The sequence below is a fragment of the Paenibacillus graminis genome (assembly GCF_000758705.1).
GTDB lineage: Bacteria > Bacillota > Bacilli > Paenibacillales > Paenibacillaceae > Paenibacillus_AQ > Paenibacillus_AQ graminis.
Window position 1 is genome coordinate 1,682,637 of record NZ_CP009287.1, and the last position, 13,341, is coordinate 1,695,977.

13 protein-coding genes are annotated in these 13,341 nt (G+C 54.1%); 9 read left to right on the plus strand and 4 right to left on the minus strand.

Annotation, left to right across the window (positions count from 1 at the left end; genetic code table 11):
- Window positions 1-353 precede the first annotated feature (353 nt).
- The 3 genes from PGRAT_RS07250 to PGRAT_RS33080 all read left to right on the plus strand — a co-directional run bounded on the left by PGRAT_RS07250 (window position 354) and on the right by PGRAT_RS33080 (window position 2,323).
- Window positions 354-1,307: a TRM11 family SAM-dependent methyltransferase gene (locus PGRAT_RS07250; protein WP_025704583.1), complete on the plus strand. Its 954-nt coding sequence runs from the start codon at window positions 354-356 to the stop codon at window positions 1,305-1,307.
- A 42-nt stretch (window positions 1,308-1,349) separates the two neighbouring features.
- Window positions 1,350-1,967, plus strand: a complete 618-nt coding sequence (locus tag PGRAT_RS07255; RefSeq protein WP_025704584.1) for an NUDIX hydrolase — start codon at window positions 1,350-1,352, stop codon at window positions 1,965-1,967.
- Window positions 1,968-2,170: 203 nt separating this feature from the next.
- Window positions 2,171-2,323: a hypothetical protein gene (locus tag PGRAT_RS33080; protein ID WP_155990340.1), complete on the plus strand. Its 153-nt coding sequence runs from the start codon at window positions 2,171-2,173 to the stop codon at window positions 2,321-2,323.
- Window positions 2,324-2,420: 97 nt separating this feature from the next.
- On the opposite strand, the gene PGRAT_RS07260 is transcribed toward PGRAT_RS33080, so the two are convergent.
- From PGRAT_RS07260 to PGRAT_RS33085, 3 genes are all read right to left on the minus strand, one after another.
- A complete protein-coding gene (locus PGRAT_RS07260; RefSeq protein ID WP_025704585.1) occupies window positions 2,421-2,873 on the minus strand; it encodes an ASCH domain-containing protein in 453 nt (150 codons plus the stop codon).
- 24 nt (window positions 2,874-2,897) lie between these two features.
- Window positions 2,898-4,895: a ribosomal protection-like ABC-F family protein gene (gene abc-f, locus PGRAT_RS07265; RefSeq protein WP_025704586.1), complete on the minus strand. Its 1,998-nt coding sequence runs from the start codon at window positions 4,893-4,895 to the stop codon at window positions 2,898-2,900.
- Window positions 4,896-4,999: 104 nt separating this feature from the next.
- On the minus strand, window positions 5,000-5,167 hold the full coding sequence (locus tag PGRAT_RS33085) for a hypothetical protein (protein ID WP_155990341.1): 168 nt from the start codon (window positions 5,165-5,167) through the stop codon (window positions 5,000-5,002).
- Window positions 5,168-5,335: 168 nt separating this feature from the next.
- Between PGRAT_RS33085 and PGRAT_RS07270 the strand changes: the two genes are divergently transcribed.
- Window positions 5,336-5,713, plus strand: a complete 378-nt coding sequence (locus tag PGRAT_RS07270; protein ID WP_020431226.1) for a PH domain-containing protein — start codon at window positions 5,336-5,338, stop codon at window positions 5,711-5,713.
- Here PGRAT_RS07270 and PGRAT_RS33090 read toward each other — a convergent pair.
- The gene (locus tag PGRAT_RS33090) at window positions 5,671-6,051 is read right to left on the minus strand and encodes a hypothetical protein (protein ID WP_155990342.1); all 381 of its coding nucleotides are present in this window, start codon (window positions 6,049-6,051) and stop codon (window positions 5,671-5,673) included. The two genes, PGRAT_RS07270 and PGRAT_RS33090, sit on opposite strands and share 43 nt — an antisense overlap.
- Before the next feature lie 166 nt (window positions 6,052-6,217).
- Here PGRAT_RS33090 and ggt point away from each other — a divergent pair, with 166 nt between their 5' ends.
- From ggt to PGRAT_RS07295, 5 genes are all read left to right on the plus strand, one after another.
- Window positions 6,218-7,795, plus strand: coding sequence for a gamma-glutamyltransferase (ggt, locus tag PGRAT_RS07275; protein WP_042266292.1), 1,578 nt, complete (start codon window positions 6,218-6,220; stop codon window positions 7,793-7,795).
- A 17-nt stretch (window positions 7,796-7,812) separates the two neighbouring features.
- A complete protein-coding gene (locus PGRAT_RS07280) occupies window positions 7,813-7,998 on the plus strand; it encodes a hypothetical protein (protein WP_025707767.1) in 186 nt (61 codons plus the stop codon).
- Between the two features lie 320 nt (window positions 7,999-8,318).
- Complete coding sequence (locus PGRAT_RS07285) at window positions 8,319-9,506, plus strand: amidase (RefSeq protein ID WP_042266294.1); 1,188 nt, start codon at window positions 8,319-8,321, stop codon at window positions 9,504-9,506.
- Between the two features lie 853 nt (window positions 9,507-10,359).
- Window positions 10,360-11,934 (plus strand): PucR family transcriptional regulator, encoded by a 1,575-nt coding sequence (locus PGRAT_RS07290; protein WP_025706132.1) that lies wholly within the window; start codon window positions 10,360-10,362, stop codon window positions 11,932-11,934.
- A gap of 200 nt (window positions 11,935-12,134) precedes the next feature.
- Window positions 12,135-13,307, plus strand: coding sequence for a BMP family ABC transporter substrate-binding protein (locus PGRAT_RS07295; protein ID WP_025706133.1), 1,173 nt, complete (start codon window positions 12,135-12,137; stop codon window positions 13,305-13,307).
- Window positions 13,308-13,341: the final 34 nt, after the last annotated feature.

Here is a 13,341-nt window from a genome sequence, read left to right on the forward strand (position 1 = left end):
TGGCAGTGTGATGCCTCCATTATACTGGAGAACCCACGATGGATCAAAACGCAATCAGCAACCGCCTACCAGAGAATGGTTGCGGGGGTTACACCCTTAGCTATTATTTTGCCATCCACTATCAGTTCCTTTCAGGTTGTTGATTACATACAGTAACCGTGATAAGCTTAGCTAGTTTAAGCGCCAAGAAGGCTCTGTTACTTGCTTCAATTATGTGGAGGTACACCCCCTTGGACAACAACGATTAATCGGAATTGCAGAATAAGGCAGAATCTCCGCATCAAAGCGGAAGCGACAGGAGCGAAAATAAAGTGTCAGCGAATTCAAAGATAAGCCATGACCCCGAAAGGCAAATGCAAAATAATCAGGAACAGCCATTATATATTTATACTTACGCCTGTACCGGGGACGAAGAATCCCTGTGCGGAATGGAGCTGCGCTGTCTGTTTGGCCGGGAAATTCCGGCTGCGATCTTTGGGAGCCGGGTCCAAGTGGATGTCAGCCGCAGTCCGTTTATCAAGGAGCGGATTGACGTTATGTACTCCGGGAACAGTCTGGAGGATATCTACAAGCAGACTGAACAGGTAGAGGTGGAGGGGCAGACATTCAAGGTGATTTTTGTGAAGACGAACGATTTGTCCCCGGAAGAAAAAATTGAGTATGATGAACGCAGAGCCATTGAGCGTGAGATCGGGATGCGTATTGAGGGAGAAGCGGATGTGAACCATCCGGAGCGGGTGTACGGCATTGTGACTCTGGGCGGCTGCTGGTACTTCGGAGAGTATCATAAGAATAAGGCAACCTGGTTCCGGCAGATGAAAAAACCGCGCAGCTACTCGATTGCCCTGAGCACGCGTGTTGCGCGGGCGGCGGTCAACATGGCGGTTCCGCATCCAGCAGGCGTGAGAGCGATAGATCCCTGCTGCGGGATAGGCACAGTAATGGTGGAGGCCCTGTCCATGGGCATTGACATTGTGGGCCGGGACATTAATCCGCAAATTGTCGCCGGTGCACGGACGAACATTGCCCATTTTGGATGGAGCAGCATGGTTACCCTGGGCGATATCGCGGACATCCAGGAGCATTATGACGTTGCCATAGTGGACATGCCCTATAACTTATATTCGCGGATTACGCCCGGGGAGCAGCTGGCGATTCTGGTCCATACCCGCCGTATCGCTGACCGTGCTGTCATTGTTGCGATTGAAGCGGTGGATGAAATGATTGCTGAAGCAGGCTTCACCATTATCGACCGCTGTGTAGCGAAGAAAGGCGCATTCTCCCGTCATTTGATGCTGTGTGAGTAAACAAGGCTTCGTATGCCTATACTAAGGAAAGACGGTGCAGCTATGGAACAGAAGTGGTTAACCTGGGCCAAGGAAATTCAGGCGATTGCCCAGACGGGGCTTACCTATGCCAAGGATGTATATGATATCGAACGTTATCAGGCGCTGCGGGAGCTGAGTGTGGATATTCTGGCGAACTATACCTTTGAGAGCAAGGAGAAGATCAGGCTTGCCTTTGCGGGCGAGGAGGGCTACAGTACGCCCAAGGTAGATGTGCGCGGTGTAATTTTCCGTGAAGAGAAGATTCTGCTGGTTCGTGAAAAGCTGGACGGCAACTGGGCGCTCCCCGGAGGCTGGGCCGATATCGGACTGTCTCCAAGGGAAGTAGCGGTTAAGGAGATTGCTGAGGAATCAGGTTTTCAGGCAGAGGCGGTGCGTCTGCTGGCAGTGCTGGACAAGAAGTTCCATCACCATCCGCCGGAGCCGTACCATGTGTACAAAATGTTCATCTTATGCCGGATAACCGGCGGCGCTGCTGCGGAGGGAGTAGAGACGGACGGGGTAGCTTTTTTTGCCGGGGATGAACTGCCGGAGCTGTCGGAAGAACGGAATACACGGGAGCAGCTGCAGACAATGTTCGAATATTTGCGGAATCCTGATAAACCGGTCATTTTGGACTAGGGATGTGCATATGTTGTATAAATAAGATAGCTTATAAGTTTTAAATGAGACAAAAACTGGTTAATAATAAATATGTAAGCCTTTACAAGGTGAAGCCGCTGAGCCTTTATATCTAAAAAAATCGCCGAAAATTTAACTTTTTGGGCCAGGCGGTCTACATTTTTTCCTCTGCTCTGTCGATAGTTATTTTAGGAGGGGATCGCATGGAACAAGAAGAGTTAAGACTTCCGCTTAAGCAGGAGGGCATGACACGTCCTGCAGAAGGCAACATTGCCACTGGACTGGTATGGGGCATCCTCATCAGTATTCCTTTATGGATCTCGGTTATTGGCTGGGTTATGGGCTTCTGGCACTAGAATTAACCGCAGAGCTACAACTTCCACTACTTGCAACTATACAATGAAGGCTGCCTCTTCGCGATGAAGAAGCAGCCTTTTTGAGTTGTGCGCTTGATTATTTGCGGTATACCAGTTCAAAGTTTTCGCAGACCACGCGCATGCCTGGATCAAAGTTCATTTCATAAGCCTTCATTTCTCTTGTGAAATAGGCTTCATGATGATACCGCCATGATTCCAGAGTACGGTCATCCTCACCTTCGGAATAGGCAAACTCCGCAGTCACTTCGTGAAAGGGAACAACCTCGCATTTCGTTGTCCTGATGATTCCCCGCGGCATGCCTTGGCTGTCCAGGATAATGGAATGACCGCCGATAAAAGGTAAAGGCAGACCGCGCACCTCGTTCAGCTCATAGTTCATGGCTGTCTTGACTCCCTCCAGCACAAGGGCCAGCAGCTCATCTGCCAGCCGGTCATTGTCTCCAAACGCCCAGGCACTGTCGTATAAATCAGCCGCTTCAGGGTGTTCCTCCAGATACGCCTTCCAATATTCAGCGATTATTTCTGTCATTATAATCCTCCGTCCCTTTAGTGTTTATTGGTCTGTTTCACTCATCCAGCAGGCGTACAGCTCATCCAGCTTCTCCTGCGCGGTGTCCCGGAGAGTCTGCAGTTCCGCGAGTCTATCCGCATCGCTGGAGATCAGCGGGTCAAGCATTTCCGCATCAATGGAGCTAAGCTGCTCCTCGGCTGCGGCGATCTTCTCCTCCCAATAGCCTTGAGGGCGGGACTTGCCGGGTACTAAAGCAGAGCTGCCGCTTCTGGCTTCGTTACTGTCCCTGAGCCTAGCCTCTGAAATATCAGCCTTGCCGGCAGATGAATTGCTGCCGGACTTGGGGGCATTATCTGATTGCAGCTGCCCGTTGCTGCTATTCGAAGAGAGCCCCGAGGCGGCAGCCTTCTCGGCCTGTTTTTCCTTGTAATACTCATAGTTGCCGGGGAAAGCGGTGAATCTTCCTCCGGCTATGGACCAGAGCTTCCCGAAGCAGCGGTTGATGAAATAACGGTCATGGGATACCGCCAGCACAGTGCCGGGGTAATCCTCCAGCGCTTCCTCCAGCGCCTCACGTGAATCAATATCCAGATGGTTGGTCGGTTCATCGAGAATCAGCAGATTCGGGCGGCGGTGCATCAGCACTGCAAACCGCAGCCGGGTCCACTCTCCTCCGGAGAGGTTCGCAATATTCTTGAATACATCACTTCCGTAAAAGAGAAACCGTGCCAGCTGTCCCCGGGCCTCGCCCTCCTCCAGGCCTGCTTCCTCGCGGAAGTACCGCAGCACTGAAAGCTTCCCGTCCTCTGGAACAGCTTCCTGAGCCAGATAGCCGATCACGGCTCTGGAGGCAAGGGTGCAGGTTCCCTCGTCCGGCAGCTCCTGGCCCAGAATAATCCGCAGCAGCGTACTCTTGCCTGCGCCGTTGCCGCCGATCAATGCGGTGGTTTCCCCATACCGCAGAACTTCATTGGCCCCGGAGAAGAGGGTACGGTCCCCGTAGCTTTTGCCAATCCGGTCAAGAATGACGGCCTGATTGCCGGTCCGATCCTCCTGCTGCAGCTGCAGATCCATGGTTTTGCGCTCCAGGACCGGGCGTTTGACCTTCACCATCCGGTCGAGCGCCTTCTGCATCGAAGCTGCCCGGCGGTGGAAGGAGGGGTTCGGCGGATTGGAACGGTTGCCCCATTCGATCAGCCGTTTGATGCTCTCCTGCATTTGCTTAATCTTCTTCTGCTGCTCCTGATAATCGGCAAACTGCCGCAGCAGCCGGGCTTCCTTCTCGACTTGATAGCCGCTGTAGTTGGTGTGGAACGTGAAGGCTTCACCGTCTTCAATCTCAATCACCTTCTTCACTACCGCATCGAGGAAGTAGCGGTCATGGGAGATCGCCACCACTGTCCCTTCGTAGTCCTGCAGGAACTGCTCCAGCCATTCGATGGCTTCCATATCGAGATGGTTCGTCGGTTCATCCAGCAGCAGGATATCGGGACGGCGCAGCAGCAGCTCGGCCAGGCCGACCTTGGTTTTCTCGCCTCCGGAAAGGGAGGAGAAGCGGCGGTCATATTGTCCGGTTCCGATGCCCAGACCTGCGGCTACACGCTGGATGGAGGATTCAATCTCATAGCCTCCAGCCGCTTCGAATTTTTCCTGGAGGGTGCCGTATTCCTTGAGCAGCCGGTCAAAGGTTAATCCGCTGCTTCCGGCATCCGGCTGAGACATTGCCAGCTCCAGCTCCCGCAGGCGGGCCTGCCACTCCAGCGGTTCGGCGAAGCTGCGCTGCAAAACTGCATAAACAGTCTCCTCGTCATGTACTTCCTGAATTTGCGCCAGCAGTCCAACGACACTGCCTTTACGGATGGAGATTTGACCCTGGTCGGGACGTTCCTCCCCATTCAGCAGATGGAAAAGCGTTGTTTTGCCGCAGCCGTTGCGGCCGATCAGGCCGATTTTTTCACCTTGGCGGATATCGAAGGTAACGTCGCTCAGCACGAGCTGGGCACCGTGGTATTTTTGAACATTTTGGCATGAGATGATCATAGGGATTCTCCTTTATAAGAATGCCCTGTCGCCGCTTACGTTCAATTCTGGAAACAAAAAGACCGCAGGGAAATTTCCCCGCGGCCCTTATCGTTTCTCCGGTCTTAAAGCGTCCGTTGAAGCGCAGGCAGGAAAGGCATTTCACAATGTTGTAGTGTTATTGAATTCATGTTAATGGACAGACTTCTCCCGTTGTCGGCAATTACATGAACGATGCCAGCCATAATATTAATCAGCCGGCTGCTAACACTATTGGTCCGATTGTGATCCATTCCTCCTACACCTCCTTCATCCAAATTTAAGATCAGTTTAACCAATAACAGCTGAATATGCAAGAGAAAAAGTGCAGCGCCTGTGCATATCTGAGGCAATGTGCAAGTAGTATGAGTATATGGCGAAGGACTTTTTACCAAATCCAATCAGAAAGAGGGTTGGGCAAAATGGCGATGTTTAACGGATTGCTGGGCAATGCCACACAGGTCGCACTTCCGGATGTTCAGCGGGAATACGCACAGATTCTTGCCCCGCAGGAAAAAATCGAGCGGGCTTATAAGCTGGTCCGGGATATGTTTATTTTTACGGATAAACGGCTGATTCTTGTTGACAAGCAGGGCGTAACCGGCAAAAAAACGGAGTACCATTCCATCCCTTACAAAAGCATTACGCATTATTCGGTGGAAACAGCCGGGCACTTTGACTTGGATGCGGAGCTATGCCTGTATGTGTCGGGAGGCGCACTGCCGCTGAAGAAAACCTTCAATAAATCCGTGAATATCTATGAGGTGCAGGCTGTACTGTCCCAGTATATTTTAAAATAACGTGTGGGTGCCCGGCTGCTAAATGGAATAGAGGAGCACCTGCCCGCCACAGGCAAATGCGGCCAGAATGAACAGCGCACAAACATCATAATGGCGATTACTTGTACAAGCAGGGTCGCGCCTTTCCCTTCAGGCGACTGCTTGTATTTTTGCATGACGCCGAACTGGACGATGAATGGCGCCGTGGAAGGAAGTTCTGCAGCGAGCAGCCCAGGGCCAGTCATAGTCATCATGCCTGCGGCAATGGCGGTTATGGTGGCGGCCGGATTTGGCAGCGCAATGCCCAGCGTAAGGTTATTCAAAAATCCTGACTGGTCAGCCAGGGATATTTTATACAATTCTCCGGTGTGCAGCCACACTGCACAATGCGGCTCTGCAAAACTTTGTGCATGGCTCACAAAAAACAGGAGGCAAACGTGCGGTTTCGTCTCTCCCGATTGACAAAGGTTTTTGCGGTGCTGTTAAATGACACTAACTTGAGCAACAGGAATGGGAGATGGCAGCATGACGACAGGTCCTGTAATCGGTACGAAAACGATGGTGGTCAGCCCCCATTACCTGGCCTCCTCCGCCGGAGCGCGGATTCTGCAAAAGGGCGGCAACGCCTTTGATGCGGCGGTAGCAGTCAGCGCCGCGCTTGCTGTGGTCTATCCGCATATGACGGGACTGGGCGGCGATGCCTTCTGGCTCACCTACAGCGCGGGTGAAGGGCGCGTCCGGGCCTACAACGGCAGCGGGCGTTCCGGCTACGGCGTCCGCAGGGACTGCTACGCCGGCGAGGAGGCGATTCCGAGACGGGGTGTGCGCAGTGCCATTACGGTCCCCGGAATGGCGGACAGCTGGTCGGCCGTCCAACGCGAGTATGGACGCCTGACCCTGGGGGAGGTGCTGGAGCCGGCGATCGGCTATGCCGCCGGCGGGTTTCCGCTGTCGCCGGACCAGTACGGCAACAGCGTGCTCGCCGGAGCGGCGCTGTCCCCGGAAGCGGCGGCGATCTATCTTCCCGGCGGCGCGGTTCCGGCCGCAGGGGGCAGGTTTGTGCAGCAGCAGCTGGCCGCATCGCTGCGGCTCCTGGCCGAGGGCGGCCGGGATGCTTTTTATAAAGGGAAGATTGCCGAGGAGATCAGTCATTATATGCGGGCTTCCGGCGGGTATCTCACCCGGGAGGATTTTGCCGGTCATCAGGGGAACTGGGACGAGCCGGTATCTACGGACTACCACGGTTACGCGGTTTATCAGGTCCCGCCGAACTCCCAGGGTTTTACCGCGCTGATGGTGCTGAATATCCTGGAACACTTCAATTTTGGAGAGATCGCGCATGGCTCCTATGAATATTATCATCTGCTGGTGGAGGCGCTGAAGCTGAGCTTCCGCGACCGCGACCGGGTGCTCACCGACCCGGCATTCAGCCGGATTCCGCTGGAGCAGCTCTTGGATAAACAGTATGCTTCCGTGCTGGCTGCATCGGTTTCACTTGTGAAGGCAGCTGCGCTTGGCAGTGAACCGGTAGGCCGGGATACCGCTTATGCGGCAGTAGTGGATGATGAAGGCAATGCGGTTTCTTTCATTCAAAGCCTGTATTTTGAATTTGGCTCAGGCGTTGTGGCCGGCAATACAGGGATTCTGCTGCAGAACCGGGGCTCGTTCTTCTCGCTCGAGCCCGGACATATTAATGGGCTGGAGCCGCACAAGCGCACGTTCCATACGCTGATGCCGGCTATGGCCTGCCTTGACGGCAAACCGGTCTATCTCTATGGCACGCAGGGCGGAGAGGGCCAGCCGCAGACCCAGAGCCTGCTGCTGACCCGGATGCTGCATTACGGAATGGACCCGCAGGCGGCGGTGAACGCGCCGCGTTTGGTCTGGGGCAGAACCTGGGGCGAGCCGACCCAGGAGCTGAAGGTGGAGCGCAGGGTCGCACCTGAGGTGCTGAACAAGCTATCCGAAGCCGGACATCTGGTGCGTTCCGTGGGGGAATATGATGGAATAGTGGGCCATGCCCACGCGATTTCAATCGATGCCAACGGCTACCGCAGCGGGGGCACGGACCCGCGCTGCGACGGTGCAGCTATAGGCTGGTAGCTGGAGCTGGGGTTGGAGTGGAGGTAGAACTGGTAGATGGAGTTGGAGCTGAAGCGGAGTTGGAGCTGCTCTCGGGAGGCTGCCTCCCGCCTGTAACTGTATTTTCTGCAGTTAAAAGCTCGGATATTGGCATGAAAATAGATCTATATAATTTGAACTTAAAAATTCATAAAAAGGGAAGAAGTGCGGAGGGGAAGTATTGATACTTACAGAGCGAATGCTTCCGCCTGAAAGCTTGCCGTAGGAAAGCTCGCTATCTTCAGCATAATCAGTCACCGGATTTCAACCGACAAAGGCGGTTCAATCAAGAAATTCTTACGGCAACAGCGGCTGGAAGTCCAAACATTCCCCACTGTACGAATTACATTTATTTAAAAAAATGGACTTTTACACACCCGTTTAATTGCAGTAAATGTACTTATCGGTAATGAGCAGATAGGTTCTTTCCAATCAAGAACAGAAGAGCAAAAAAACATGGGATGGCTGAAGGCATTCCGGTTCGTCCGGGAGGAGTGGGGCAGAGATGGCTGTTCATAATCAACATGGTGCATTTATTGAACCGGAGCTTGAGGTAACGGGTTCGGGAAGCGGGAAATTGGCTGGTCTTAGCTTTGCAGTAAAAGATGTATTCGCCGTAGCCGGGCACCGATCTTCTGCCGGCAACCCGGATTGGCTTCGCAGCCATCAGCCGTCACAGATGCATGCGGCAGCGGTTCGCAGGCTGCTGCAGTCGGGGGCGAGCCTGCGGGGGGCCACGCATACCGATGAGCTGATGTACAGCCTCGGCGGGGAGAATTACCACTATGGCACGCCGGTCAATCCGCGGGCCAGAGGCCGTATCCCCGGCGGCTCCTCCAGCGGTTCGGCGGTGGCGGTAGCCTCCGGCGATGTGGATTTTGCGCTGGGAACGGATACGGGCGGTTCCGTCCGCGTGCCATCTGCGTACTGCGGCGTATACGGCTTCCGCCCTACGCATGGTGCGGTGGAGATGGAAGGCGTAATTCCGCTTGCGCCGGGCTTCGACACCGTGGGCTGGATCACAGCCCGCCCGGAGCTGCTGCTGCGGGCAGGCGAAGTACTCCTCGGAGCAGCAGCTCCGGGCAGTGGGGCAGGCACGATGGGTAAGCTGCACATCATGCCCGAGGCTTGGGCGCTGGCTGGTGCGGATAGCGCAGCCAGCTTGCAAGGCGGCCTGCAGGTGCTACAGGCCGGTGCAGGCTGGTCCGGCGCGACGGAGATCGCGCCGGAGGGGCTGAAGACATGGATGGATGTCTTCAGGGAACTGCAGGGCGCCGAGATATGGGCGACCCACGGGGCATGGATAGAGCGTGCGCAGCCGCTCTTTGGCCCGGACATCGCCGCCCGCTTCGCATGGGCGGCGGGCCTTGCCGGGCAGGACCACCGCCGCGCGCTGCGGATACGCGAGGTGATTGCGGCCCGGCTGCGGCAGTTGCTTGGGGAGGACGGCTGCATCGTCCTCCCGACCGTGCCAGGGCCCGCACCGCTGCGCGGCGGGGATCTGGCACAGCTGGAACAGCACCGCAGCGGCGCCATGATGCTCAGCTGCATCGCCGGCTTAGCCGGTCTGCCGCAGGTGACGCTGCCGGTGATTGGCCCCGCCGGCTTGCCGCTTGGCTTGTCGGTGATCGGCGGGCATGGGCAGGATTTGCGCCTGCTCTCCTGGGTCCGGAGGATTTGGCGACAGGACTAGTGTTGCACAATAGACATTCATGCCGCCGCGCGGCACTCAAGAGGATGCAAATATAGCATGAGGATGATTTGCAGGATAGAACTGATGTTGCTCGACAGAAGTAGCGTAGTACAACCCCCCTAACTTCGCGACTGTGAAGTTAGGGGGTTTTGGGTAGGTGTAACTAGTAGGAGTAGCTAGTAGGAGTGAATAGTAGAGGTGAATATAGGAGTATGAGTAATAGTAATGGTAATAGTAATAGTGTTAGTGATGGTAAGAGCAGGTGGTAAGGCAAAATTCAACTAATTCTCGGACGCACAAAAAGTACTTCTGAAATCACTTCCTCCAGCCAGCAAAACGATTAAGTGGAAAAAAAGGGGGGAGGGAACTTATTTCCCCAGGAAACAGATAATTGTGAGATTTAAGTCAAGTGAACCCAGGACAGCCGCCGCCCATCTCACCGCTGCGATCCCACCGCCGTTCATCTCACCGCTGCCGTCCCATCACCGCCCATCCCGCTACTGCCATCTCACCGCCGCCCATCTCACCGCAGCGATCCCCTCGCCGTTCATCTCACCGCAGCGAATCCACCGCCGCCCATCTCACCGCTGCCGTCCCATCACCGCCCGGTTAACTGATTGGATACACCGTTCCAGAAGTCCATGCCATGCCTCCGCTCAAGCTAAACTCCCCTCATTCAATAGAAAAAGCAACCGGAAATTGCTACGATGCGCAGGAATATGTTAGGTTTTCTAACTTTAATAATTGATATTCAATACTTTTTTCTTTTCAATATAGGTATCTTTATTTATAATGTTACATAAAGTGACATAACTAACCGGATTTCAATAGAATTTATAAAGGAGGGGTGGCCATGCATCTTACGGTTGAAGAAGCGTTGTCCATTTACCCTTTGTCCGAAGCGAAGCTGATTGCCGGTTCGAAGGGGAAACACCGGGTTATCAAATCTGTCAATGTAATGGACGCTCCCGATATCTCCGACTGGATCAAGGAGGGGGAGATGCTCCTTACGACAGCTTACTTAATCAAGGACAGTCTGGAGGATGCTTCGGCTCTGCTCCGGACCTTGAACCGGCGCGGTTCTGCAGGGCTTGGCATCAAGCTGGGGCGTTTTTGGGACGCTGTGCCGGAGAAGCTGGTTGCCGAAGCGGAAACGCTGAATTTTCCGCTGCTTGAGCTGCCCTTCCAGTTCACCTTCTCGGATCAGATGAACGGGCTGTTCCGTGCGGAGCTTACGCGCAGCACCAGTGTGCTGCAGGCCATGATGGAGAAGCAGCGGAAGCTGATGCGGTTCGCCTTGCGTTCCGGACACAGCCGTCCGTTGTTTGAATCGGTATCTGAAGTCATCGAAACTCCGCTCGCTGTGATCAGCTCCCGCGGGGATGTGGTATTCAATAATTCGGATCATGCTGCACCACAGCTGCTGGAAGGCTGGCCCTGGCAAAACCGGAATCAGCGCTTCCGTACCGGTGACAAGGTCGGATTCAGGATTCCGTTGCTGCAAGGCGATAAGTGCTCCGGCTATCTTTTATACTGCTCTATAGATCCTTTGCTGCTGCCGGTGGAAGAGAGCTTGTTCGTCCAGGGAGCCGAGCTGATCTCCTATCATCTTCATTCGGGTTATGAGGATTATTTCGAGCATGCCGGGCATAGGGAGTTCAGCGGACTCCTGCGTCACTGCCTGAACGGCGGAATGTCATGCGCCGAAATGGCCCAGGCCGCTTCCAAGCTGGGAGTGGGGCTGCTGCAGGCGCCGTTTCAGCTGATGCTTACCGATACAGCCGCCTCTGGGGAGGCTCGCCAGGCCGAACTGCTGCGTATGAAAGAGGAATATCTGGAGCAGCCCCTGCTGCGCGAGCTGAACGGGATTCATGTGATGATGAACGAAGGCCTGGTATCACTGTATCCGGCGGGTCCGAACAGTCCTGAGCAGTTCCGGGAACTGGTCAATGCCTGTTTTGAAAATTTGAAATTCGATAAAGGCTATTATCCCCGGGCCGCGCTCAGCAGTTTTAAGGTTAAACCGGAAGGGGTGAAGGAGGCTTTTGCCGAGATCAAGGAATGTATGGGGATGTTCCCGCATTGGGGAGCACACGGAAATGTTATACATTACCGGCAGCTTGAGCTGAACCTGCTGCTTGCCCGGATTCCGGCAGAAACCATGGAGAAATACTGCAGCAGTAGCCTGCGGAGCCTTCAAAGCCGGGAACCGGAGTATGTCAGGGAGATGCTGCATACGCTGGAGGTCTACCTGGAGAATGACGGACATGTGAATGAGACGGCCAAAAAGCTGTTTATTCACCGCAATACCGCCACTTACCGGATCGAGAAGCTGAGCGAGCTGCTGGACGTGGATTTCAAAAAAATCAATGATCTGATGCGCCTGAAGCTGGTGTTTATTTTCCGGAAAATGCTGGAGCATGAATGAGGTGTGTCATGTTAAGGAAAGTCACATATTTTAAGAATAATTAGAGGTATGCTAGTGCGCTCTGCACAAAATAAACAGCAGTTCTTATCACATGGCACAAACGTATGTTATATAAATTTACGCAGGTGCTGTAGCTCAGTATAGTAGAGATACATTAATGGCAGCAGCTATGATGAGAGATTTACTGGAGGAGGAGAACTATGAAAAAAAGGGGTCAGGCGCTATCGTTCAGCTTCGCAATCATGTTCCTGTTGGCCGTGGTTTTGGCAGGTTGCGGCAGCAGCAACAGTTCCGGCACAAACGCCGGCAGCACGGAACCTCCGGCAGCATCGAATGCGGGCACAGCAACAGAGGCGGCAGCAACAACAGAGCCGGCAGCAGAGAAGCCGACGGTTGCTTTTGTCTACATTGGACCTCCGGGTGACGGCGGTTATACGTATCAGCATGATCAGGGCCGCCTTTATCTGGAGAAGGAGCTTGGCATTAAGGCGGACACTGTGGAAAATGTTCCGGAAAGCGCCGATGCCGAACGCATCATCACCGAGCTTGCCCAGAACCATGACATTGTATTTACAACGAGCTTCGGGTATATGGACTATACCCTAAACGTAGCCAATAAATTTCCGAAGGTGAAGTTCATGCATGCTTCCGGCTACAAAACAGCCGCCAATATGGGAACCTATTTCGGTAAGAACTATCAAGGCAGCTACCTGGCGGGGATTGCAGCCGGCAAAATGACCAAGAAAAATCACCTGGGTTATGTAGGAGCCTTTCCGATCAGCGAGGTGATCTATAACCTCAACGCCTTCACACTTGGAGCGCAGAGCGTCAACCCTGAGGTTAAGGTGGATGTGGTTTGGACGAATACCTGGTATGACCCGGCAACAGAGCGCCAAGCGGCACTCAGCCTTTTGGATAAAGGCGCAGATGTGCTGCTCGCATATCAGGATTCACCTGCCACCCTGCAGGCTGCGTCTGAACGCGGTGCTTTTGCCGGGGGGAATGACTCTGATATGGGCAAATACGCACCGGATCACTATCTGACCAACCCTGTCTGGAACTGGGGCCCTTATTATGTGAAGGCTGTGAAATCCGTTATGGACGGAACCTGGAAGAGTGAGCAGTATTCCGGGGATATAGCTGACGGTATGGTCGGCCTTGCGCCATTCGGCAGCAAGGTTCCGGATGATGTGAAGAAGCTCGTGGAGGACGCCAAAGCTAAAATTATCAGCGGAGAGCTGGATGTGTTCACAGGTCCTATCTCTGACAACCAGGGCAAGGTCCAGGTTCAGGAAGGCCAAAAGCTGACCCTTGAAGAGGTTCTGGCCATGAACTGGCTGGCCAAAGGCATTGAAGGCACCATCCCGAAATAAGCGCTGCAACCAAATGAATATTGTAAGACCTTAT

What these genes read in the sequence shown, in the direction of transcription:
- PGRAT_RS33085 (WP_155990341.1), bottom strand. Translation starts at nt 5,167, where the DNA reads ATGGATCACAATCGGACCAATAGTGTTAGCAGCCGGCTGATTAATATT.
- PGRAT_RS07290 (WP_025706132.1), top strand. Translation starts at nt 10,360, where the DNA reads ATGCATCTTACGGTTGAAGAAGCGTTGTCCATTTACCCTTTGTCCGAA.
- abc-f (WP_025704586.1), bottom strand. Translation starts at nt 4,895, where the DNA reads ATGATCATCTCATGCCAAAATGTTCAAAAATACCACGGTGCCCAGCTC.
- PGRAT_RS07270 (WP_020431226.1), top strand. Translation starts at nt 5,336, where the DNA reads ATGGCGATGTTTAACGGATTGCTGGGCAATGCCACACAGGTCGCACTT.
- PGRAT_RS07260 (WP_025704585.1), bottom strand. Translation starts at nt 2,873, where the DNA reads ATGACAGAAATAATCGCTGAATATTGGAAGGCGTATCTGGAGGAACAC.
- PGRAT_RS07285 (WP_042266294.1), top strand. Translation starts at nt 8,319, where the DNA reads ATGGCTGTTCATAATCAACATGGTGCATTTATTGAACCGGAGCTTGAG.
- PGRAT_RS33080 (WP_155990340.1), top strand. Translation starts at nt 2,171, where the DNA reads ATGGAACAAGAAGAGTTAAGACTTCCGCTTAAGCAGGAGGGCATGACA.
- PGRAT_RS07250 (WP_025704583.1), top strand. Translation starts at nt 354, where the DNA reads ATGCAAAATAATCAGGAACAGCCATTATATATTTATACTTACGCCTGT.
- ggt (WP_042266292.1), top strand. Translation starts at nt 6,218, where the DNA reads ATGACGACAGGTCCTGTAATCGGTACGAAAACGATGGTGGTCAGCCCC.
- PGRAT_RS07295 (WP_025706133.1), top strand. Translation starts at nt 12,135, where the DNA reads ATGAAAAAAAGGGGTCAGGCGCTATCGTTCAGCTTCGCAATCATGTTC.
- PGRAT_RS07255 (WP_025704584.1), top strand. Translation starts at nt 1,350, where the DNA reads ATGGAACAGAAGTGGTTAACCTGGGCCAAGGAAATTCAGGCGATTGCC.